Source organism: Kitasatospora sp. NPDC101108, assembly GCF_055584725.1.
This window is the reverse complement of sequence record NZ_JBVJLM010000007.1, coordinates 61,528-82,041: the sequence shown is the minus strand read 5'-3', so window position 1 is coordinate 82,041 and position 20,514 is coordinate 61,528. Positions and strand designations below refer to the sequence as shown.

Annotated in this window: 22 protein-coding genes; 14 read left to right on the top strand and 8 right to left on the bottom strand. The window is 74.9% G+C overall.

Annotation, left to right across the window (positions count from 1 at the left end; all coding sequences use genetic code 11):
* Nucleotides 1-359 precede the first annotated feature (359 nt).
* Nucleotides 360-1,208, top strand: a complete 849-nt coding sequence (locus ACZ6Z8_RS17625) for an oxidoreductase (protein ID WP_465610686.1) — start codon at nucleotides 360-362, stop codon at nucleotides 1,206-1,208.
* Nucleotides 1,205-1,822: a TetR/AcrR family transcriptional regulator gene (locus tag ACZ6Z8_RS17620; protein ID WP_465610684.1), complete on the top strand. Its 618-nt coding sequence runs from the start codon at nucleotides 1,205-1,207 to the stop codon at nucleotides 1,820-1,822. The genes ACZ6Z8_RS17625 and ACZ6Z8_RS17620 overlap by 4 nt, the downstream gene beginning before the upstream one ends.
* A 324-nt stretch (nucleotides 1,823-2,146) precedes the next feature.
* On the opposite strand, the gene ACZ6Z8_RS17615 is transcribed toward ACZ6Z8_RS17620, so the two are convergent.
* The gene (locus ACZ6Z8_RS17615) at nucleotides 2,147-3,352 is read right to left on the bottom strand and encodes an MFS transporter (RefSeq protein ID WP_465610682.1); all 1,206 of its coding nucleotides are present in this window, start codon (nucleotides 3,350-3,352) and stop codon (nucleotides 2,147-2,149) included.
* Between the two features lie 57 nt (nucleotides 3,353-3,409).
* Here ACZ6Z8_RS17615 and ACZ6Z8_RS17610 point away from each other — a divergent pair, with 57 nt between their 5' ends.
* From ACZ6Z8_RS17610 to ACZ6Z8_RS17595, 4 genes are all read left to right on the top strand, one after another.
* Nucleotides 3,410-4,012: a CGNR zinc finger domain-containing protein gene (locus ACZ6Z8_RS17610; RefSeq protein ID WP_465610680.1), complete on the top strand. Its 603-nt coding sequence runs from the start codon at nucleotides 3,410-3,412 to the stop codon at nucleotides 4,010-4,012.
* Between the two features lie 146 nt (nucleotides 4,013-4,158).
* On the top strand, nucleotides 4,159-4,770 hold the full coding sequence (locus tag ACZ6Z8_RS17605) for a hypothetical protein (RefSeq protein ID WP_465610678.1): 612 nt from the start codon (nucleotides 4,159-4,161) through the stop codon (nucleotides 4,768-4,770).
* 71 nt (nucleotides 4,771-4,841) lie between these two features.
* Nucleotides 4,842-5,345 (top strand): S1C family serine protease, encoded by a 504-nt coding sequence (locus ACZ6Z8_RS17600; RefSeq protein WP_465610676.1) that lies wholly within the window; start codon nucleotides 4,842-4,844, stop codon nucleotides 5,343-5,345.
* Nucleotides 5,342-5,824 carry a S1C family serine protease gene (locus ACZ6Z8_RS17595; RefSeq protein ID WP_465610674.1) on the top strand — a complete coding sequence of 161 codons (483 nt, stop codon included), beginning with the start codon at nucleotides 5,342-5,344 and terminating at the stop codon, nucleotides 5,822-5,824. The genes ACZ6Z8_RS17600 and ACZ6Z8_RS17595 overlap by 4 nt, the downstream gene beginning before the upstream one ends.
* Before the next feature lie 14 nt (nucleotides 5,825-5,838).
* Here ACZ6Z8_RS17595 and ACZ6Z8_RS17590 read toward each other — a convergent pair whose 3' ends face one another.
* Together ACZ6Z8_RS17590 and ACZ6Z8_RS17585 are read right to left on the bottom strand one after the other, a co-directional pair.
* Entirely contained in the window at nucleotides 5,839-6,471 is a 633-nt protein-coding gene (locus ACZ6Z8_RS17590) for a GNAT family N-acetyltransferase (RefSeq protein ID WP_465610672.1), read from the bottom strand.
* 258 nt (nucleotides 6,472-6,729) lie between these two features.
* Nucleotides 6,730-7,284, bottom strand: coding sequence for a universal stress protein (locus ACZ6Z8_RS17585; protein ID WP_465610670.1), 555 nt, complete (start codon nucleotides 7,282-7,284; stop codon nucleotides 6,730-6,732).
* A gap of 318 nt (nucleotides 7,285-7,602) precedes the next feature.
* Between ACZ6Z8_RS17585 and ACZ6Z8_RS17580 the strand changes: the two genes are divergently transcribed.
* The 5 genes from ACZ6Z8_RS17580 (at nucleotide 7,603) to ACZ6Z8_RS17560 (ending at nucleotide 11,257) form a co-directional block, all read left to right on the top strand.
* Nucleotides 7,603-7,896: a hypothetical protein gene (locus tag ACZ6Z8_RS17580; protein ID WP_465610668.1), complete on the top strand. Its 294-nt coding sequence runs from the start codon at nucleotides 7,603-7,605 to the stop codon at nucleotides 7,894-7,896.
* A 36-nt stretch (nucleotides 7,897-7,932) separates the two neighbouring features.
* Nucleotides 7,933-8,280 (top strand): GntR family transcriptional regulator, encoded by a 348-nt coding sequence (locus ACZ6Z8_RS17575; protein WP_355672729.1) that lies wholly within the window; start codon nucleotides 7,933-7,935, stop codon nucleotides 8,278-8,280.
* Nucleotides 8,277-9,311, top strand: a complete 1,035-nt coding sequence (locus ACZ6Z8_RS17570; RefSeq protein WP_465610666.1) for a DUF1648 domain-containing protein — start codon at nucleotides 8,277-8,279, stop codon at nucleotides 9,309-9,311. Before ACZ6Z8_RS17575 ends, ACZ6Z8_RS17570 begins: the two co-directional genes overlap by 4 nt.
* A gap of 285 nt (nucleotides 9,312-9,596) precedes the next feature.
* Nucleotides 9,597-10,343: a hypothetical protein gene (locus ACZ6Z8_RS17565; RefSeq protein ID WP_465610664.1), complete on the top strand. Its 747-nt coding sequence runs from the start codon at nucleotides 9,597-9,599 to the stop codon at nucleotides 10,341-10,343.
* A gap of 137 nt (nucleotides 10,344-10,480) precedes the next feature.
* On the top strand, nucleotides 10,481-11,257 hold the full coding sequence (locus ACZ6Z8_RS17560) for an SAM-dependent methyltransferase (RefSeq protein WP_465611123.1): 777 nt from the start codon (nucleotides 10,481-10,483) through the stop codon (nucleotides 11,255-11,257).
* Between the two features lie 19 nt (nucleotides 11,258-11,276).
* Here ACZ6Z8_RS17560 and ACZ6Z8_RS17555 read toward each other — a convergent pair whose 3' ends face one another.
* Together ACZ6Z8_RS17555 and ACZ6Z8_RS17550 are read right to left on the bottom strand one after the other, a co-directional pair.
* On the bottom strand, nucleotides 11,277-11,945 hold the full coding sequence (locus tag ACZ6Z8_RS17555) for a response regulator (protein ID WP_465610662.1): 669 nt from the start codon (nucleotides 11,943-11,945) through the stop codon (nucleotides 11,277-11,279).
* On the bottom strand, nucleotides 11,942-13,135 hold the full coding sequence (locus ACZ6Z8_RS17550) for a sensor histidine kinase (protein ID WP_465610660.1): 1,194 nt from the start codon (nucleotides 13,133-13,135) through the stop codon (nucleotides 11,942-11,944). The genes ACZ6Z8_RS17555 and ACZ6Z8_RS17550 overlap by 4 nt, the downstream gene beginning before the upstream one ends.
* A 125-nt stretch (nucleotides 13,136-13,260) precedes the next feature.
* Here ACZ6Z8_RS17550 and ACZ6Z8_RS17545 point away from each other — a divergent pair, with 125 nt between their 5' ends.
* Both ACZ6Z8_RS17545 and ACZ6Z8_RS17540 read left to right on the top strand, forming a co-directional pair.
* Nucleotides 13,261-14,172, top strand: a complete 912-nt coding sequence (locus tag ACZ6Z8_RS17545) for an ABC transporter ATP-binding protein (protein WP_465610658.1) — start codon at nucleotides 13,261-13,263, stop codon at nucleotides 14,170-14,172.
* On the top strand, nucleotides 14,169-14,999 hold the full coding sequence (locus ACZ6Z8_RS17540; protein WP_465610656.1) for an ABC-2 transporter permease: 831 nt from the start codon (nucleotides 14,169-14,171) through the stop codon (nucleotides 14,997-14,999). The genes ACZ6Z8_RS17545 and ACZ6Z8_RS17540 overlap by 4 nt, the downstream gene beginning before the upstream one ends.
* Nucleotides 15,000-15,014: 15 nt before the next feature.
* Here ACZ6Z8_RS17540 and ACZ6Z8_RS17535 read toward each other — a convergent pair whose 3' ends face one another.
* The 3 genes from ACZ6Z8_RS17535 to ACZ6Z8_RS17525 all read right to left on the bottom strand — a co-directional run bounded on the left by ACZ6Z8_RS17535 (nucleotide 15,015) and on the right by ACZ6Z8_RS17525 (nucleotide 18,375).
* Nucleotides 15,015-15,656, bottom strand: coding sequence for a maleylpyruvate isomerase N-terminal domain-containing protein (locus ACZ6Z8_RS17535; RefSeq protein WP_465610654.1), 642 nt, complete (start codon nucleotides 15,654-15,656; stop codon nucleotides 15,015-15,017).
* Nucleotides 15,657-15,696: 40 nt separating this feature from the next.
* Entirely contained in the window at nucleotides 15,697-17,193 is a 1,497-nt protein-coding gene (locus ACZ6Z8_RS17530; protein ID WP_465610652.1) for an MFS transporter, read from the bottom strand.
* 303 nt (nucleotides 17,194-17,496) lie between these two features.
* On the bottom strand, nucleotides 17,497-18,375 hold the full coding sequence (locus tag ACZ6Z8_RS17525) for an alpha/beta fold hydrolase (protein WP_465610650.1): 879 nt from the start codon (nucleotides 18,373-18,375) through the stop codon (nucleotides 17,497-17,499).
* Nucleotides 18,376-18,531: 156 nt separating this feature from the next.
* On the opposite strand from ACZ6Z8_RS17525, the gene ACZ6Z8_RS17520 reads away from it, so the two are divergent.
* On the top strand, nucleotides 18,532-20,514 hold the full coding sequence (locus ACZ6Z8_RS17520; protein ID WP_465610648.1) for a BTAD domain-containing putative transcriptional regulator: 1,983 nt from the start codon (nucleotides 18,532-18,534) through the stop codon (nucleotides 20,512-20,514).

Here is a 20,514-nt window from a genome sequence, read left to right as displayed (position 1 = left end):
GCCGCCGGCGGCCCAAGCCACCGGGCCCCCCCTTCCAACACGGGCCCCCCCGGGGGGCCACCCGCCCCCCCCGCGGGGAGCCTGTCGCCGTCGACCTGCCCGGTACCGGGCAGGTCGACGGCGGTCGTGCGATACCCGGCGGTCTGCCCGGCCAGGTCGCCGGGCACCACCGATGTTCCGTCGGCCGGCGGTTCCCAAGGCGATCGGTTCTCCCGCCGCGGAGGTCCCGCTCCAACCGCGGCGACGCGGCCCGGCCCCACTTCCAAAAATCTACGCTCCGACAGTAAAAATCGACGTAGTGTAGATTTTCGAGCGAAGAGGCGGTGCCGCCTCTTCGGAAACCCCTCCTGGAGGAAACGATGGAGAAGCGCAACTGGCTCATCACCGGCGTCAGCACGGGCCTGGGACGAGCATTCGCCCGGGCCGCCCTGGACGCCGGGCACACCGTGGTCGGCACGGTCCGCTCGACGGGCGACCTGCGGGCTTTCGAGGAGTCGGAGCCGGGGCGCGCCCACGGCCGCATCCTCGACGTGACCGACGACCGCGCGGTGGTCGACACGGTCGCGGAGGTGGAGCGGAACGTCGGCCCGCTGGATGTCGTCGTCGCCAACGCCGGCTACGGGCTGGAGGGCACCTTCGAGGAGACCCCGCTGGCCGAGGTACGACGGCAGTTCGAGGTCAACGTGTTCGGGGCGATGGCCACGCTGCAGGCCGCACTTCCCCACCTGCGCCGGCGCCGCCGCGGCCACCTGATGGCCGTCACCTCGATGGGCGGCCTGATGGCCGTGCCCGGCATGTCGGCCTACTGCGCCAGCAAGTTCGCCCTGGAGGGCGCCCTGGAGGCACTGGGCAAGGAGGTCGCCCAGTTCGGGATCCACGTCACGGCGATCGAGCCCGGCTCCTTCCGCACCGACTGGGCCGGACGGTCCATGACCCGCGCCGAACGCAGCATCGAGGACTACGACGAGCTGTTCGCCCCCATCCGCGAGGCACGGCAGCAGGCCAGCGGGAACCAGCTGGGCGATCCGGTCAAGGCCGCCGAGGCCGTCGTGCACATCACGACCGTCGAGCAGCCGCCGGCCCACCTCCTGCTCGGCTCGGACGCGCTGCGGCTGGTCGGCGCCGCACGCCGCGCCGTGGACGCGGACATCCGGACCTGGGAGGCGCTCTCCCTCACCACCGACTTCCCCGACGGGGCGCAGCTGTGACGCCCGACCACGTCCCGGCCAGGAGCCGGAGGGCTGGGGAACGCAAGGGCGACGCGCGGGAGCGGGCCATTCTCGACACCTGCGAGGCCCTGCTGGCCGAGAAGGGCTACGAGGCCATGACCGTCGGCGACATCGCCGAGGGCGCCGGCATCACCCGGGGCGCGCTGTACTTCTACTTCGGCTCCAAGCAGGAGGTGGTGACGGCCCTGGTGGCCCGGACGGTGGAACACCTGTGGGAGCGGTCCCGGGCCACCGCGCAGGCCGAGGACCCGCGCCTGGCCGTCGCGGCGGCCATGCGGCGCACGGTGGAGCTGTGGAACGAGCACGGCCTGGTGATGCGCACGGCGATCGACCTGTCGCTGACCGTCCCCGCGATCGGGGAGCTGTGGAGCCGCACGGCCGACCTGTTCACGGCGGCCATCACCGCCGTCCTGGAACGCGCCGGCGTCCGGACCGGCACCGGGCCGCAGGACGCCCCGGCGATGGCGCGCGCCCTGTGCTGGATGATCGAGCGGACCTTCTACCACGCCTCGCAGCAGTCCCCTCAGGAACTGCGGGTGGCATCGGCGACCTGTGAGCACATCTGGCTGACCAGCGCCGGACTGGGCGGCTGACCACGCACCGCAGGGCGGTAGGGGTGCTCAGCCGAGGCGGAGGCCGCTCTCCTCCCGGTCGTCGAAGACGCGGCGGGCGGACTCGATGGCAGGCAGGTGCGCGGCGCGTCCAGAAAACCGTGGAGGTATCGGCTTCATGACCCGTTACAGCGTCGCCCCCGATCGGGGTGAGCTGCTCGCCACCTGGAACTTCGGCGCGGGTGAACTCACCACCTGCATCGCCCCGTTGTCGCCACAAGGTGACCCGAATGGCTTGTTCGCACCAAGGGCGAGCCGGCCAAGTGCTCTTCCTTGATCGGGAGATACACCGGTCGCCGGACAGACCTAGCGCGGTGGGCGCGGGAGGAGGAGGCAGGTGGCGGCGGCGAGGGCGGCGGCGGTGGTGATGGTGAGCCAGAGGGCGGGGCCGCCGTTCAGGGTCTGGAGGAGGTGGGTGCCTGCGGCTGCGCCCAGGGGGGAGCCGATGGCTCCGGCGAGGCCGAGCAGGCCCAGGGCGCGGCCGGTGCGGCGCTGGGGGGCGGTGGTGACGGCCAGTTCGTCCAGGCTGGGGCCGATCAGCATTTCGGCGAGGGTGGCCGGGACGGTGAACAGCAGCAGGGACAGCCATCCGGCCTGTGGGAGGAGGGCGAGGTAGGCGAGGGCGAAGGCGGCGAAGCCGGCGGCGAGCAGGGTGCGCGGCGGCAGGTGGGCGAGGTGGCGGCGCAGCAGGGCGTACTGGCAAAGCAGGACGAGGGCGCCGTTGAGGGTGAAGACGACGGAGATGGCCGTACTGGTGCCGGTGAGGGCTTTGGCGGTGAGCGGGATGACCGTGTTGAGCTGGCTGTAGATGGCCCAGTAGGCGATGGCGGCGGTGAAGAGCAGGACCGGTCCGCGGCGGCTGGGGGCCGGGGTGGGTGCGGGGGCGGGGTGGGTGGTGTGCGGGGGCTGGGACGCGGTGGGTTCGTCCTTGGCGAGGAAGGTCAGGTGGAAGCCGAGGAGGAGGTGGGAGAGGACGGCGGCGGCGAGGATGGTGTCGAAGCCGAGGGGGTAGGCGAGTGCGCCGAGGGCGGGGCCGAGGACCACGCCGACGTTGCCGAAGGTGGAGCGCAGGGCGAGCATGCCGCGGGTGTCGTCGTGTGCGGCGGCCTCGGTGACGAGCCGGGCCTTGACGGAGAGCACCAGCAGGGAGCCGCCGATGCCGACGGCCGCGATGCCGGGTATCAGGGCCGGTCCCCCGGTGGCGATCAGCAGGTAGCCGGCGATGCGCAGGGCGAAGCCGGCGGTGGTGGTGGCGCGGGCGCCGACGCGGTCCACGAGGAGGCCGGATATCGGCGAGAAGCCCTGTCCGCACAGCGAGAGCAGTGCGATGAGCAGTCCGACGCGTCCCACGGGGGTGCCGGTGGCGCTCAGGTGCAGGGCGAGCAGCGGCAGGAACATGAAGGTGGTGACGCCGGTGGCCAGGACCGTGGTGAGCAGGGCCCGTCCAGTGGCGGAGGTGCGGGACCAGGTGGAGGGGCGCGGGCGGGTCTCGGGTGAGGTGGCGGTGGACACGGAACCCCGTTACTGTCGTTTCCTGTTTTGACGGTCATGACTATGACGAAGGGATGCGTGACTGGTCAAGTGGACTTCGACAGTCACAACACCGCGATGGTGCAGGGCGCGGCGGACCTGGTGAACCTCGCCACGCCGGGCCTGTCCCGCACCCGCCCCTACCAGCCCCCGCCCGACGGCGAACTGGCCGAGCGGACCAACACCGTGCTGCGTACGGCCGACCGCCACGCCCACGCGCTCGACGAGGCCCAGGCGGTACGGCTGGCGGCCCTGGCCCCGCGGCTGCGGGCGGTCTTCGAACACCTCGCGGCCGGCGACCAGGACCGCGCGGCCGGGGCCGCCAACGCGCTGCTGGCGGACCTGCGCCCGTTCCCCGTCCTGGAACGCCACCGCGACGAACCCTGGCACCTCTACTTCCGCAGCACCCCCGGCGACGAGGCCTCCGACTGGGCCGCCCGCCTCGCCCTGGGCCTCGCCACCGCCCTGGGCAGCCGCTTCGTCTCCCGGCTGGGGCTGTGCTCGGCCCCCGCCTGCGACCGGGTCTACGTCGACGTCTCGCGCAACGGCACCCGGCGCTTCTGCTCCACCGCCTGCCAGAACCGCGTCAAGTCCGCCGCCCACCGCGCCCGCGCCCAGGAGGCCGACCAGCAGGGAGGCTGACCGGCCGGGCGGCCGCGCGGGCCGACGGACGGTCGGCCGGTATGACGGCGCCCCGGAGGGACCGTTCCCTCCGGGGCGCGCTGCTGTTCCCGGGCCCCGGCGCGAACCGAGAACGGCGGCCTCCACGTCATGAGAGAGTCATTTCCATGATCTTCCTACGCCAACGGCCCAGGCGCGTCGCCGCAGTTGCCCTCCTGGGCGCCGCCGCACTCCTCCTGACCGCGTGCGGCGGACAGCGTCCCGAGCACTCGACTGCGGGCGGCGCGGCCACGCCGTCCGGCACGGACGTCCCGAACGCCACGCCCTACGTGGAGCCCGGAGCCGGCGACGGCGCACCGCACTACCGGGAGAACAACGGGTCCCGCACAGCGGGCGAGATGTCCCCCGCGAGCGAGAAGGACGCGAAGAAGGAGGCCGACCGCATCGAGCCGATCCTCAAGGGGCTCTGGCAGGCCGGCACCTGGGACCCGAAGACCGTCCGTACCGCGCTGCTCGGGCTCGGGTACCCGGAGGAGTCGAAGGGGCCGGAGGAGCCGAAGGGGCCGAACCGCGGGAACGTCGACGGACCGCTGATCGTGCGGAGCATGGACTCGCGCTTCGAGACCGACCACTACGTCACCCCCGAGGGCGCCGTGGTCAGCCTCCGCGTCCACCCCGACGCCTGCGTCATCGCGTTCGTGCAGCGGAGCAACTACCAGGTGAGGACCAGCGGGCCGTACCCCGAGTCCGGCTGCTTCGAGCCGCCCTTCGCGCACTGACCGGCGCGGAAGCCCCGAGCGCCCTCCGTTGTTGCTACCGGGTGGACCCGCGACCGGAAGGGGTGAGCACCATGGCCGACACGATCCCCGGTCCCGAGCGGGCCCCCGAGGCGGAGGCGCCGCTGGACGCCTACTCGCGGATCGTCACGTCCGTCGCCGCGGCCGTGACGCCGCGGGTCGCGGCCCTGCAGGTCCCCCGGCGCGGCCGGGACGGCTGGTTCAGCACCGCGCTCGGCTCGGCGGTGGTCTTCACCGAGGACGGCTTCCTGCTCACCAACGCCCACGTGGTCGACCACGCCGACGCCGGGAAGCTGGCCTTCGCCGACGGCACCACCTCTCCCTTCCACACCATCGGCGCCGACCCGCTCTCCGACCTGGCCGTGCTGCGCGCCGACGGCCGCACCCCCTCGCCGGTGACGCTCGGCGAGGCCACCGCCCTGCGGGTCGGACAGCTGGTCGTGGCCGTCGGCAACCCGCTCGGTCTGGCCGGGACGGTCACGGCGGGCGTGGTCAGCGCGCTCGGCCGCTCGCTGCCCGCCCGGCCGGCAGCGCGGTGCGGATCATCGACGACGTGATCCAGACCGACGCCGCGCTCAACCCCGGCAACTCCGGTGGCGCGCTCACCACCGCGAACGGCGAGGTGGTCGGCATCACCACCGCCGTGGCCGGGAACGGGCTGGGCCTGGCCGTACCGATCAACACCACCGGCCGCCGGATCATCGCCGCCCTGCTCAGCGACGGCCGGATCCGCCGCGCCTACCTGGGCCTGGCCGGCGTCCCGGCGCCGCTGCCGCCCACCCTGCGGGACCGCACCGGTCAGCGCACCGGCCTGCGGATCGTCGAGGTGGTCCCCGCCGCCCCGGCCGCCCGGGCCGGCCTTCGCGCAGGCGACCTGCTGCTCACCGCCGCCGACGAACCGATGGACAGCGCCCAGGCCCTCCAGCGTCTGATGCTCGCGGACGCCATCGGGCGCCCCCTCCCGCTGACCGTCCTGCGCGGCGAGGCACTGGTCGACGTGCTCGCCGTGCCGACCGAACTCGCCACCGACGACTGAGGGTTGTCCAGGCCCTAGGCGCGCGGCGCACGCCGCATCGTCCACAGGGTCGGCCCGTCGCCCGGCAGCGGCACCTCCTCCAGCACCTCGAAGCCGAAGTGCCGGTAGACGGCGAGGTTCTCCGCCTTCGAGGACTCCAGGTGGACCGGCAGCCCCGCCGCGTCCGCCCGGGCGAGCCCCGAGCGCAGCAGGGCGGCGCCCTGCCCCCGGCCCTGCGCGAGCGGGTCCGCACCGATCACCGCCAGGTACCAGTGCGCCTCCTGCGGCGCGCTCGCGGCGGCCGCCTCGACGCACTGGCGGAACCAGTGGGCCCGGTCGCCGAGGAAGCCCGCCAGTTCCCGGATCGTCTCCTCGTCCGGGACGGCCTTCTCCTGCGCCTCCGGCGCCACCCAGAACGCGGCCGCGTGCTCGGTGCGCTCGCACAGCCCGTACGGCAGGTACTGCCGGGTGAGCAGCGTTGTGAAGTAACTCCCCAGCGCGGCCGGGCGCGTGGCCTCCTCCGGGAAGAACCAGCACATCATCGGATCGTCCTCGAAGGCCCGGGCCAGCACCCGGGATATCTCCCCGACGTCCTCGTCCGTCGCCGCCCTCGGCGTGCTCGTGTCCGCGTTGGTGTCCGCATTGGCGTTCGCATTGGTGTTCGTCATCCGCATACGGACATTCTGCGCCTCCTTATGCCACCGCGCCCGGGCGGGGGCGACTGTCCGACCGTCAACTCTCCGACGGTGAGCAGGAGGTGGAGTGGCCGCTGCGGGCGACGACCCGCTGTCCGAACGGCGGCCACTCCACCGAGAGGCGTCGGGGACGCCTCCGGCCCGCGCGGGCTCCGGAGTGCCGGCCGGGGCCCGGGGGCCGTCCATGGGGCGGTTCGGACCGGTCCGGTCGAACCGCGGCAGCGAGTCCGGCTACCCCTTCACCGGAAGCAGTTCCGGCGCCGGGCCCACCGGCAGGTGCCAGCGGGCGCGGCGGTGCAGCGCCTCCAGGTCGTGCAGCAGCTCGGGCGCCGGGACGGTCAGCACCGGGCAGCCGGCCCGGCGGGCGCAGTACGCGGACACCGGGCGCCGCAGCCGGCGGCGCAGCGGGCCGCCGCTGCGTCCGAGCACCAGCAGGTCGTCGGCCCGGTCGGCGACGTGCAGCAGGGCGGGCCCGGTCTCGCCGCGGATCACCACCGGCCGCACCGGCACGCCCGGGTCGGCGCCGCCGAAGGCGGCCTCCAGCGCCTCGTCCAGACGCTGCTCGGCGGCCTCCCGGGCGGCGGCAAGCAGCGGCGGGCAGGGCGAGCGCCGGTAGCCGTGCTCACCGCCCGGCGGCTCCCAGGCGAGCACCGGCCACAGCTCCGCGCCCCGGTTCCGGGCCTCGGCCACGCCGCGGTGCAGCGCCACCAGGCTCCCCAGTGACCCGCTGATCCCGACCACCACCCTGGGTGCCGCGCCGTCGTGCTGCCGCCCGTTGCCGTGCATGGTCCGTCCTCGTCTGGTTCGGTGTTCCGTCGATCTCCACCCAAGCGCTGCGGGGCCGGTCGGTCGGCCGTTGTTGACGGCTTCCTGACGCGCCGGGCGGCGTTCCCTACGCACTCCGTACGCGGGCCGTGCGCCCACCGACCCCGGACCTGCCCCGGGGTCCGTCGGCGGTCGAAGGAGATCCGCCGGGACCGCCGACGGAGAGCGGAGCGGGCGTCATCAACCGCTCACGGTCATTCGGCCCACCTCGCCGCCCTCCGGAGGTGACCCCAGCCCGCTTCCGGCGAGGGGCCGGCCCGAAACGGTTATGCATCCGGCATGAAGATCACCCTCAACGCCGTCCTCGGCGTCCCCCTGATGATCGCCGCCGCCCTGGGTCCGGGCGCCGGCCCGGCCGCCGCGGCCACCGGAGACCTGGCCGTCAACGGCACCACCCACACCGATCCGTCCGGGTGCTACGCACTGGACGGGACCGCCAGCATCGTCGACAACCTCACGGACGAGCCGGCGGAGATCCATTCCGGCGCGGACTGCACCGGGGACGTCCTCGAAGTGATCCAGGCCGGCGACGACAGTCGCGTCACCGGGGCGCAGAGCCTCTCCATCCCCTGACCCGAACCGACTCATGGTGCTATCGTCACTGGCACCATGTTGCTGAAGCTGGACCTTGGCGACGCCCGCCCCCTGCACGAGCAGGTGGCGGGCGCGATCCGACGGGCCGTCGCGGAGGGCGAGTGCGCCCCCGGCGACAAGCTGCCGCCCGCCCGGGAGCTCTCCCGGGCCCTCGGGGTGAACACCAACACCGTGTTGCGCGGGCTGCGCGCCCTGCGCGACGAGGGGGTGCTGGAGTTCCGCCGGGGCCGTGGCATCACGGTCGCGGCGGACGCCGGCACCCGAGCCGAACTGGTCGACCGCGTACGGCAGTTGATCGCGGACGCGGCCAGGGCCGGCTACAGCAGGAACGATCTCGTGGATCTGATCAGGGGGATGTCGTGAGGGACGAAGAGCCTGCGGGAGAGCCCGCCCCAGTCGAGCCGGTCCGGCGGGGCGCGCTGTGGGGAGCGGTGGTCTGGACGCTCGGGGTGGCCGCGCTGCTGGTCGCGATGCCGATGAGCGCGCGCGACCGGCTGCCGGACCGGGTGGCGACCCACTGGAGCGGGAGCCGACCGGACGGTTCCATGCCGCTGACGACGGCGGCGCTGTTCCCGGCCGCGATCTGGCTGCTGGTCGCGGTCGCGCTCGCCGTCGCGCTCCGGTTCCGAACCGGGCAGACCCGCGGCCTCGCCGGGCCGGTACTGGCCGGCACCGGGGTGCTGCTGAGCGGGGCGCAGGCCTCCATCGTGCGCGCCAACCTGGACCGCGCCCGCTGGCAGGACGCCGCGCCGATGGGCTTCGAGGTGGTCCTGATCATCGTGGCGGCCGGTCTGGCGGGTGCCCTGGCCTGGCTGGCGACCCGACGGCCCGCCACCACCGACATCGGCACCGGCACCACGGCCCCGGCCGCCCGGCCCGGAGCGCCGGTGCTGGAGCCGAGGGCCGGTGAGCGGCTGGTCTGGCTCTCGCAGGCCTCCAACCACTGGATGCAGACACTCTCCTCGGTCCTGGGGCTGCTCTCGGTGCCCGGAGTGATGCTGGCCGCGAGCGGGCGCACCGGCTCCGTCGACTGGCGGGCGGTCACGTTCTTCGGCCTCGGCGCCGTGGTCGCCCTGCTCTGCTCCTCGGTGCGGGTCCGGGTGACCGAGGCGGGCCTGCACGTCGGCTTCGGCCCGTTCGGCTGGCCCGCCCGGCGCCTGGCCCCCGCCGAACTGGTCTCGGCCCGGGTCGAGCGGCTGACCGCCCGCCAGGCCGGCGGCTGGGGCTACCGGGTCCACCGCGGGGGCAGCATCGTGTTCCTGCGCCGGGGCGAGTGCCTGGTGGTCCGCACCGCGCGCGGGCGGGACTTCACGGTCAGCGTCGACGACGCCGAGCGCGGCGCCGCCCTGCTCAACGCGCTGATCGCCCGCACCGCAGGCACCTCGACGCGCTGATCGCCCGCACCGCAGGCACCTCGACGCGCTGATCGCCCGTACCTCCGCCGAGCCCCGACCGGCCCGCCTCCCGTGAGCAGCCCTCCGGTGGCGGGCCGGTCGGTCTGCGGAGAGGCTCGCGCCCGGCGGTCGTCGCCCTCTCCCCGTCGATGGCCCGGAACACGACCTTCGCATTCCCCCGCTGGGCAACGCCGCCAAACCACCCGATGCGGTGGTGGAGTGATCTCCTGGGCTGGGTACACCAGTTGGCGGCCAATCATCGCGCGGACCAGCGAGGAGGCGTCCGTGAGTGACGAGCGGAGCATCCGGAGAACGACCGACTCACCACAGACCGTCCAGGACGAACGAACCGTCACCTTCCTGCGCTTCGGCGTCGGGGCGATCGGCGTGCTGCTGCCGCCGGCCCTGCCGCTGGGCAACTGGCTGGCGGACGAGATCACAGGCCGCTCGACGGGCGGGTTCTGGCCCGCGTCGATGAGCGCCGCGTACTACACGGGGACGCGCGACGTCTTCGTCGGGGCGCTGTGCGCGCTCGGGGTGTTCCTGGTCTGCTACCGCTTCGACCGGCGGGACGACCGGTGGAGCACGGCGGCCGGGCTGTTCGCGCTGGGGGTGGCGCTGTGCCCCACGGCGCCGGGCAATCCGACCGGGCTGCAGCGCACGGTCGGGGTGTTCCACCTGGTCTTCGCCGCGCTGCTGTTCGTCATGCTGGCGCTGTTCTGCCTGTACTCCTTCCGCAATCCGCGCTCGACGCAGCCGGCCCGGGTCGGTGCCGCGTACCTGGCGGCGGGGGTGCTGATCCTGGTCGCGCTGGTGGCGGCGGCGGTCACGGGGCTGTCCGGGTTCGGGGCGGACTGGACGGTCCGGCCGATGTACCTGTGCGAGTGGGCGGCGACCTGGGCGTTCGGTGCGGCCTGGATCGGTGCGGCGGTGGAGCTGGCGGCCGGGCGCGGCGGGCGCGCCGGTTCCGGGGCGCTCCCCCGCCAGGCGGTGGGGCTGGAGATGGGGGCTCCGGAGGCGCCCCAGACCTGAACGTTCGTCACCTTGTCGCACCGGCGAACCGTTACCATCCGCACCAGGGCCGCCCGCCGACGGCGGCCGGTGACGGATGCCCATCAACGGGGAGCGCGAGCGTGACGAACGAGGACCACCCGTCGGTCGACCTGCGGATGGACGTGCCGCACTCCGCCCGGGTCTACGACTACCTCATCGGCGGCAAGACCAACTTCGAGGCGGACCGGGCCGCCGCGCATGCCTCGGTGCGGGCCTGGCCGGCGCTGCCGATCTCGATGCGCACCACCCGGGACTTCATGCAGCGTTCGGTGCGCCACCTCACCGAGCAGTACGGGGTGCGGCAGTTCCTGGACATCGGCACCGGCATCCCCACCTCGCCCAACGTGCACGAGATCGCCCAGGCGATCGCCCCCGAGTCCCGGGTCGCGTACGTGGACAACGACCCGATCGTGCTGACCCACGCCCGGGCCCTGATGTCCAGCACGCCCCAGGGCCGCACCTGTTACGTGGACGCCGACTTCCGCGACCCGGAGTCGATCATGGGCGACCCCCGGCTGCGCGAGGTGCTCGACCTCTCGCGGCCGGTGGCCCTGTCGCTGATCGCCATCGTCCACTTCGTGCTGGACGAGGACGACCCGCAGGGCATCGTGCGCCGCTTCATGGACGCGCTGGCGCCCGGCAGCTTCCTCGCCCTCACCGTCTTCACCGGTGACACCGACCCGGTCGGGGTGGGCGGCGTCGGCCGGGAGTACAACGCCCGCGGCATCCCGCTGCAGATCCGCGACCGGGCCGAGACCGAGGCCTTCTTCGACGGTTACCAACTGCTCGACCCGGGCGTCACCCTGGTCCACCACTGGCGGCCGGACGCCGACGCCCCGGCGATCCGCGACCGGGACATCGCGATGTACGCGGGCGTGGCCGTCAAGCGGTAGGGCGACGCCGCGGGCCCGGTCAGCCGGGGACGGAGACCAGGCCCGTCTCGTAGGCCAGGATCACCAGTTGGACCCGGTCGCGGGCGTCCAGCTTGGCCAGCAGCCGGGTCATGTAGGTCTTCACGGTGGCGATGCTGAGGACCAGTTCGGCGGCGATCTCGGTGTTGGACAGGCCCCGGCCGACCAGGGTGAGGATCTCCCGCTCCCGGTCGGTGATCGCGTCCAGCCGGCGCGACGCCGGGACCGCGACCGGGTTCGGCTTCGGGTGCTGCCCGGCGAAGGCTCCGATCAGCCGCCGGGTGACGCTCGGCGCGATCAGCGCGTCCCCCGCGGCGACCACCCGCACCGCGGCGAGGATGTCGTCCAGCGCCATGTCCTTGACCAGGAACCCGGACGCCCCGGCGCGCAGCGCCGCGTACACGTGCTCGTCCTCGTCGAAGGTGGTGAGCACCACCACCCTGGTCGGCCCGCCGGCGGCGGTCACCTGCCGGGTGGCCTCGATGCCGTCGGTGCCGGGCATCCGGATGTCCATCACCACGACGTCCGGCCGCAGTTCGGCGGCCAGCCGGACGGCCTCGGCGCCGTCGCCCGCCTCGCCGACCACCTCGACGTCCGTGGTCTCGGTGATCACCATCTCCAGGGCGGCCCGTACCAGCGGCTGGTCGTCGGCCAGTACGACGCGGATCATGCGGTCTCCTCCCCGGGGACCGGCAGCCGGGCGGCGACCCGGAAGCCGCCCTCCGGGCGCGGTCCGGCCTCGAACTCGCCGTGCAGCAGGGCGACCCGCTCGCGCAGTCCGGCCAGGCCGAACCCGCCGCCGGGCGCGGCGCCGTGGCCCCGGCCGCGGTCGGTGACCTCGACCCGGAGTTCCCCCGCCGTGCGGTCGACGGACACCAGGCAGTCGCGAACCGCCGCGTGGCGCACCACGTTGGTGACCGACTCCTGGATGATCCGGAACGCCGAGAGGTCGATCTCCGGTGGCAGCGGCCCCGGTTCGCCCGAGCGCCGCACCTCGACCCGCACACCCGCCGCGGTGGTGGTCCCGGCCAGCCGGTCGAGGTCGGCCAGGCCCTGCGGGACGGTGTCCGACACCTCGCCGTCGGCCTGCCGCAATGCGACCAGCATCCGGCGCAGCGCGGCCAGGGTCTCCCGGCCGGCGGCCTCGATCTCGCCCAACGCCTGCTCGGCCCGCTCGGGCCGGCGGTGGATCACCCGGCGGGCGGCGCCGGCCTGCAGGGCGACGATGCCGAGGCTGTGGGCGACGGTGTCGTGCATCTCCCGGGCGATCCGCAGCCGTTCGGCGGTCACCGCCTCGACGGCGGCCCGGCTGCTCAACGCCTCGGCGTGCTCCCGGTTCTGCCGCACCGAGCGCCCGGCCAGCCAGGCGACCAGGGCGAGCAGCGCGGCGCCGTCGGCCGAGCCGATGCGGGTCCCGGTGAAGATGCCGACGGTGTTGCCGGGGACCAGTCCGATGTGCAGCACCAGGAAGGTCATCACCAGCGCGAAGGCTGCGCGGGAACTGCGGCGCGCCGCTCCGGCGGTGATCACGAAGAGCGCGACGTCCACGGCGAGCAGCGCGGTGGGGGGCACCTGCGAATGCCTCGCGGACCAGCCGTCGGTCTCGGTCCAGGTGGCGATCAGCAGCACGGCGACCGAGAGCACCGGCATCCGGCGCACCAGTGCTGCGCCGGCGAAGGCCACTGCCGTATCGGCCAGGGTGAACGGCAGGCCGCCGTGCGCGGCGGCGCCGCCGTACTGCCGCCATCCGGTGTCGCGGAGCGCCAGGGCGGGATAGGCGACGGCCACGCACCAGGCGAGGGCGGTCCAGGCCTCGGGCGGAACGCGCCGGATCAGCGGGGGCGTAGGGGTCGCGGACATGGTTCAAGATCGTAACGACGGAGGTGTGCCCGGACATCCAACCGTGGTTGTACGACCGGGGCCGACCCGCGGTGTCGACACCGGTCCGATGCGGCGGCCGGGGCTTCCCCGGCACCGTGGTGCCCATGATCGAAGTCATCGAACTGACCAAGCGCTACGGCCGCCGGACGGCCGTCGACCGGCTGACCTTCACCGTCCGCCCCGGCCACGTCACCGGCTTCCTCGGCCCCAACGGCGCGGGCAAGTCCACCACCCTGCGGATGGTCCTCGGCCTCAACGACCCCACCTCGGGCACCGTCACCGTCGACGGCCGGTCCTTCCGCGGGCTGCCGCGCGGCCTGCGGGAGGTCGGCGCGCTGCTCGACGCGGGCGACGTGCACGGCGGACGCACCGGCGCGGCCCACCTGCGGGCCCTGGCCCGCAGCAACGCGATCCCCCGTGCTCGCGTGGAGGAGGTGCTGGCCGAGGTCGGACTCACCGACGCCGCCGGGCGGCGGATCGGCGGCTACTCGCTGGGCATGAAGCAGCGCCTGGGCATCGCCGGCGCCCTGCTCGGCGACCCGCCCGTGCTGCTCTTCGACGAGCCGCTCAACGGACTGGACCCGGAGGGCGTGCTCTGGGTGCGCGGGCTGTTCCGCCGACTCGCCGCGGAGGGCCGGACGGTCTTCGTCTCCAGCCACATGATGGCCGAGATGGAGCACACCGCCGACCGGCTGGTGGTGATCGGCCGCGGCCGGCTGATCGCCGACGAGAGCCTCACCGAGTTCGCCGCCCGGGCCGGCCGGGCCGCCGTCGTCGTGCGCGCCGCCGAACCCGGGCGGCTGACCGCCGTGCTGCGCGCCGCCGGCGCCGAGGTACGCCCCTTCCCGGACGGCAGCCTCGACGTCACGGGCCTGGACGCCGGCCGGATCGGCGAACTCGCCCTGGAGCAGCGCTTGTTGCTGTACGCCCTGACCGAGCGCGGCGCCTCCCTGGAGGAGGCCTTCATGGAACTGACCGCCGACAGCGTCGAATACCTCGCCGGAGAGCCCCGATGAGCACCGCCACCCTCCCGACCCCCGTCCGCCGCCACCGCTTCGGCGACCTGCTGGCCGCCGAGTGGCTCAAGTTCTGGTCGCTGCGCTCGATCCCCTGGGTGCTCGGCCTCGCCACGCTGCTCGTCGTCGCCGCCAACCTCAAGTCCGCCCAGTACACCCACGACCACTACACGCCCGGCGACGGCGATCCGGCGCTGATGGCGCAGGTCGCGCTGTTCGACTCCTTCATCACGGCCTCCGCCGACATCCTGATGCTGGTCGGCGGCGGCCTGGGCGCGATCGTCATCGCGGGCGAGTACGCGACCGGGCTGATCCGCACCACCCTGGCCGCCGTCCCCGACCGCCGCGCGGTGCTGCTCGCCAAGGCGGCCGTGCTGACGGGGGTGCTGCTCGGCTTCGGGACGGTCACCGCGGGCGTCTCCTTCGGCCTCACCCAGGCGATCCTGGCCGACCGGGGCATCGGGCAGTCCCTCGGCGATCCGGCGGCGCTGCGGTACGTGGCCGCCGCCGCGCTGTTCGCCCCGGTGTGCGGACTGGTCGGGCTCTGCCTCGGCACCCTGGTCCGGCACAGCGCGGGCGCGGTGCTGGGCACCGTGGTGGTGCTGTTCTTCCTGCCGTCCCTGGTCACCGAACGCTACCGCTGGACCGCCGACCTGCTGCACGCCCTGCCCTACTCCGCCTGGCAGCGCCTGGCCCGGATCACCCTGGAGGGCATGCGGCCGACCGACTACCCGGCCACGGTCGCGGGCGCCTGGACCACCTACGCGATGTGGGCGCTCGGCTCGGTGGCCGTCGCGACGGTGGTGATCCAGCGCCGCGACCACTGACGATCGGGCCGCGGTTCAGAACGCCGCGATGCTGCCCGGCGCCCGCTCGGCCCGGCTGAGCGCCCGCAGCACGCCCGCCTGGCCGTGCCTGCGCACCGCAAGCCGGGTCAGCAGGCCGAGCACCGACTGGGCCGTCTCCGGAGGAAGTTCGGGGGTCGGGACCCCGACGCTGACCGCCAGGTCGTCCGCGTGGACGGCCAGTTCCATCGTCCGGGTGGCCAGCAGGTCGTCCAGCGCCAGCGACCACGGCCCCCAGAACGGCAACCGGACCGGTCGGGCGCCGTCCTCGCCCGCGAGGACGTCCGCGAGCCCGGCGAGCGTCCAGGCCAGCCGACCGCTCAGCGCCGCCGCCCCGGAGGCCGCGACCAGCTCACTGCCCTGCCGGATCCGCACGTTGATCTCGGCGTCGACCCCGGCCCCGACCCACTGCGACCGGCGGTAGTGCTCCAGCAGCCCCACCGTCTCCTCGCCCGGCACCGGCGCGGCCAGCGCCTCGGGCACGCACAGCACCTGGTACGCCAGGTGCCCGGCCAGACCGCCCACGCTCCACTGCTCCAGCGCACTCGGCCGCGCCCATCCGTCGGCCACCTCCGACCGGCGCAGCAGCGCCTCCGCCGCGCCGGCCGCCGCCAGGAAGTCCGCTCGGGTATCCGTCATGCCACACCTCCTACCCCCTCGCGGTCCGGGCTCACGGGCGTCAGGGCATCCGGGACCGACCGGCGTTCTCCCGCTGGTTCGCCCATTCGTCGGCCAGGGCCACCAGCAGGGCCGCCAGGACCAGGCCCGAGGCGACCGTGTCGCCGAGCTGGAAGGCGAGGGCCCAGTCGGGGTGGGGCCCGGCGGCGTGGGCGAAGAAGACCGAGCCGACGACGGCGATGCCGACGGCCGAGCCGACCCGCTGGGCGGTCTGCAGGACGCCGCCGGCGCTGCCGGCCCGGGCGAGCGGGACGTGCTGGAGGGTGAGCGTCTGGTTGGGGGCGATCACCAGGCCGCTGCCCACCCCGGCGACCAGCAGCGGGCCGAGGGTGGTCCAGCCCACGGAGGGCCCGGACCACAACTGGACGGCCAGGGCGGAGGCCAGCAGGCCGAGCAGCACCAGCAGCAGCCCGAGCACCACCAGTCGCCGCCCCAGCCGGCTGACCAGCCGCCCGCCCACCGCGGCTGCCACGCCCGAGCCGACCGCGAACGGGGTGATCGCCAGGCCCGCCGTCAGCGCCGAGTAGTGCAGGCCCGCCTGGAGGTAGAGCGTGTAGATGAAGAAGATCGCGGTGAACCCGGCGAAGTACACCAGCGACAGCAGCACCCCCGCCGCGTACGGCCGCACCGCGAACAGGGCCATGCTGACCAGCGGTTCTCGCCGCCGCGCGTAGTGCAGCTCCCAGCCGACGAACGCGGTCAGCAGTACGGCCGCCAGCGGCAGCAGCAGCCAGCGGGCCGCGCTGTGCCACTGCTGCTGCTGGACGAAGGGCAGGAGCAGGGCGACGGTGCCGGCGCCGAGCAGCAGCACCCCGACCGGGTCGAAGTCGCGGTGCCCGGCCCGTTCGGCGGCCGGGCGGGGCGGCGGCAGCAGCCGGTAGGCGATCGGCAGGGCGGCCACGCCGATCGGCAGGTTGACCAGGAACACCCAGCGCCAGCCGTCCTGCGGGCCGAACAGGTGGATCAGCAGGCCGCCGAGCAGCGGTCCGACGGCGGTGGACAGTCCGATGGTGGCGCCGAGCGCGCCGAAGGCCCGGCCGCGTTCGGCGCCCTGGAAGAGGGTCTGGATGAAGCCGGACACCTGGGGCACCAGCACGCCGCCGGCCGCGCCCTGGAACAGCCGGGCCAGTACCAGCCACTCCTGGTCCTGGGCGGCCCCGGCCAGTGCGCTGGCGGCGGTGAACAGGGCGAGTCCGGCGAGGAAGACGGCCCGTCGGCTGCGGGCGTCCCCGAGCCGCCCGGCGGGAACGAGCACCAGGCCGAAGGCGAGCGCGTAGCCGCTGAGCACCCACTGGAGTCCGCTGTCCGACATGTGCAGCCCGGCCCGGACGGTGGGCAGCGCGACGTTGACGATGCTGACGTCCAGCAAGGTCATGAAACCGGCGACCAGGCAGATCGTCAGCGCCCGCCAGCGCCGCGCCTCGGCCCGCCCACCGGCGGCGGTGGAACCGGGCGACTGCGGTTTCTCCGCGTCTCGGGAGGGGGGTTGGGAGGTCATGGGGGCCTCTTCCCGGGGTCCGGGCACTCGTCCCGGGTGGTCCGGGCTCTGCTCCGGCTCATCCTCGCCCGCCCCCCAGCCCGCCGCCACCCGGGTCCGCCGCCACCCTCGCCCACCGCGCCGCGCGGCCCGTCCGTCCCCGTGTCGGAGCTGCGCGGGTGCCGCGCCGCTGTCTCGCCGGTGCCGCGCCGGTGCCGAGGGTGAGGGCGGTCAGGGCGAGGGAGGCACGGCGGGCTCCGGCCCCCGGGTCGGCCCCCGGGTCGGCCGGCGGGGCCGCCCGGGACCGGCCGTTCAGCGGGCCCTTCAGCGGGCCAGCAGGTCCCGGAGCGCCGCCGTGATCTCCTCGGGCGCCTCCTCCGCCATGAAGTGCCCGGCGCCGGTCAGCCGGTGGTCGAGGTCCGGCGCCCACGCCCGCCACACCGCGGCGGCGTCGTAGCCCAGCTGCGCTCCCCAGTCCTGCTGGACCACCGTCACGGGCATCGCCAGCTGCGACCCGGCGTCCAGGTCCGCCTGGTCGTGCCGGACGTCGACGCCCGCCGAGGCCCGGTAGTCCGCGACGATCGACGGGACCGCGGCGGCGCTCGCCCGCAGGTACTCGGCCCGCACCTCCGGCGGCAGGGCGGCCGGGTCGTTCGCCCAGGCGTCGAGGAAGGAGCCGAAGAACGCGTCCGCGCTGTTGGTGATCATCGTCTCCGGCAGGCCCGGCGGCTGCGCCATCAGGTACAGGTGGTAGCCGACCGCCGCCGACACCCCGTGCAGGACCTTCCACATGTCGAGCGTCGGCACGACGTCCAGGATGCCCAGGTGGGTGACGGTCTCCGGGTGGTCGAGCCCGGCCCGGAAGGCGACCAGGGCGCCCCGGTCGTGGCCGGCCAGGGCGAAGCGGTCGTGGCCCAGCGCCGCCGCCAGAGCCACCACGTCGGCGGCCATGGTGCGCTTGGCGTACACCTCGGGGCCGGTCTCGGCCGGCTTGCCGCTGGCGCCGTAGCCCCGCAGGTCGGGACAGATCACCGTGTGCCCGTCGGCGAGCCGCTCGGCGACGTGCCGCCACATCAGGTGGGTCTGGGGGAAGCCGTGCAGCAGCACGACCGGGCTGCCGCTGCCGCCGACGGCGACGGCCAGCTCCACCCCGTCCGTGCCGGGCAGGCGGAGGTGGTCGAAGCCGGGAATGGTGGGGGCCATGGAGGGTGTCCTCTCGGGTGCGGGACCGGGTTGTTGGGAACCGGGGTGCCGGGAACCGGGTGCCGGGGGAACCGACCTGATCAGCGTGGTCCACCCCGATCAGCAACCGATCAGTGCGGCGCGGCGCGGCCCACCCCCGGCACCGAGGATGGGGGCATGCGAATCGACGTGCTCGGAGCCGTACGGGCCCTCCGCGACGACGGCAGCCCGGTCGAGCTGGGCGGCCCCCGCCACCGCGAGGTGCTGGCCCGGCTGGTCGCCGCCGAGGGCCGGATGGTCACCACCGACACCCTCGTCGACGACCTGTGGACCGACCCGCCGGTGCGCGCCGTGGGCGCCCTGCGGACCTTCGTCGCCGCGCTGCGCCGCGCCCTCGAACCCGACCGGCCGCCCCGCGACGCCCCGCGCCTCCTCGTCACCGAGGGCCCCGGCTACGCGCTGCGCCTGCCCCGTGAGGACGTGGACGCCCATCGGTTCCAGGACACCCTGGCCCGGGCCCGGCGCGACCCCGGCGCGGCGGCCGAGCTCAGCGCGGCGCTCGCCGCCTGGCGCGGGCCCGCCTACGCCGACGTGCCCGACTCCGCCTGGGCGCGGCGCGAGCGCGCCCGCCTGGAGGAGCTGCGGCTGGAGGCGGTGGAACTGCGCGCCCGGATCCTGCTCGACTCCGGGGAGGGCGCCGAGCTCGTCGCCGAGCTGGGCGCCCACGTCGCCGAACACCCGTGGCGCGAACCGGCCTGGGGTCTGCTCGCCCGCGCACTGCACCGCGCGGGCCGTCAGGCCGACGCGCTCGCCGCCCTCCGGCGCGCCCGCGCCATGCTCGTCGACCAGCTCGGGCTCGACCCCGGCGCCGAACTGCGGCACCTGGAGACGGAGATCCTCAACGGCCCCGCACCCGTCAGGGCCGCCCGCACCGCCTGGCCCGGCCCGGGCGTCCGGCTCGGCCCGGGCGTCCGGCTCGGCCCGCGCACCACCGTGGAACTGGCCCGCACCCTCGCCCTGGCGGGCGGGGACGCCCTGGTCCACTCCCGGCGCGACCGGCTCGCCGCGATCCGGGCGGCGGAACGCACCGGGGACCTGCTGCTGACCGCCCGGATCATCGGCGCCTACGACGTGCCGGCCCTCTGGAGCCGGGCCGACGACCCCGAACAGTCGCGCGCCGTCGTGGCGGCCGCCGAGCGCACCCTCGGCGCGCTCGGCCCCGACGGACCCGCCGACCTCTCCGCCCGCCTCCTGGCGACCGTCGCCGTCGAGAGCCGCGGCGCCGACCTGACCGGGGCCGAACTGCGGCGCGCCGACCGGGCGGCCCGGCAGGCCGAGGCGCTGGCCCGGGGCCTGGCCGATCCCGGGCTGCTGGCCTTCGCCCTCAACGGGGTGTACCTGCAGTCCTTCGGGCGTCCCGGGCTGGCCGAGGTCCGGGACCGGATCGGCATCGAACTCCTGGACCTGGCCGGTCGGCACGGACTGGCGAACTTCGCCGTGCTGGGCCGGCTCGTGCGTCTGCAATCCGCCTCCGCCCTCGGCGACCTGGGCGCCGCGACCGGCCACGCCGAGGCGGCCGAACGGATCGCCCTCCGCACCGAGGCGTCGCTCGTCCCCGTGCTCACCGGGTGGTTCCGGGCCCGGGTGACGGCCGCCCGCAGCGCCGAACCCGGCGGCCCGACCGCCGCCGCGGCCGCCGCGGAGTACCGTGCCGCCGAGGAGGCCCTCCGTACGGCCGGGATGCCGGGGCTGCACCGCGGCCTCTTCCCGCTCGCCCTGCTGGGGCTGCGCCTGCTGCACGGCCGTCCGGCGCCCACGGACCCGCGGCTCGACTGGGGACCGTACCGGCCCTGGGCACGGCCCCTGGTGCTGCTGGCCGAGGACCGCACCGAGGAGGCCCGGGCCGCCCTCGCCGCAGCGCCCGAACCGCCGCACGACCACCTCCAGGAGGCCCTGTGGTGCCTGACGGCCCGTGCCGCCGCCCGCCTCGGCGAACGCGCGGCCGCCGCCCGGGCCGCGGCCGCCCTGCGCGGCGCCGCCGCGGAGGACGCGGGCGGTGCCAGCGGGATGCTGACCCTGGGCCCGGTGGCGCGGTACCTGGCGGAGGCGGAGGCCTGCGCCGGCTGCGACGACGGCCCTGCGGGCGGGACGGTGCGCTGA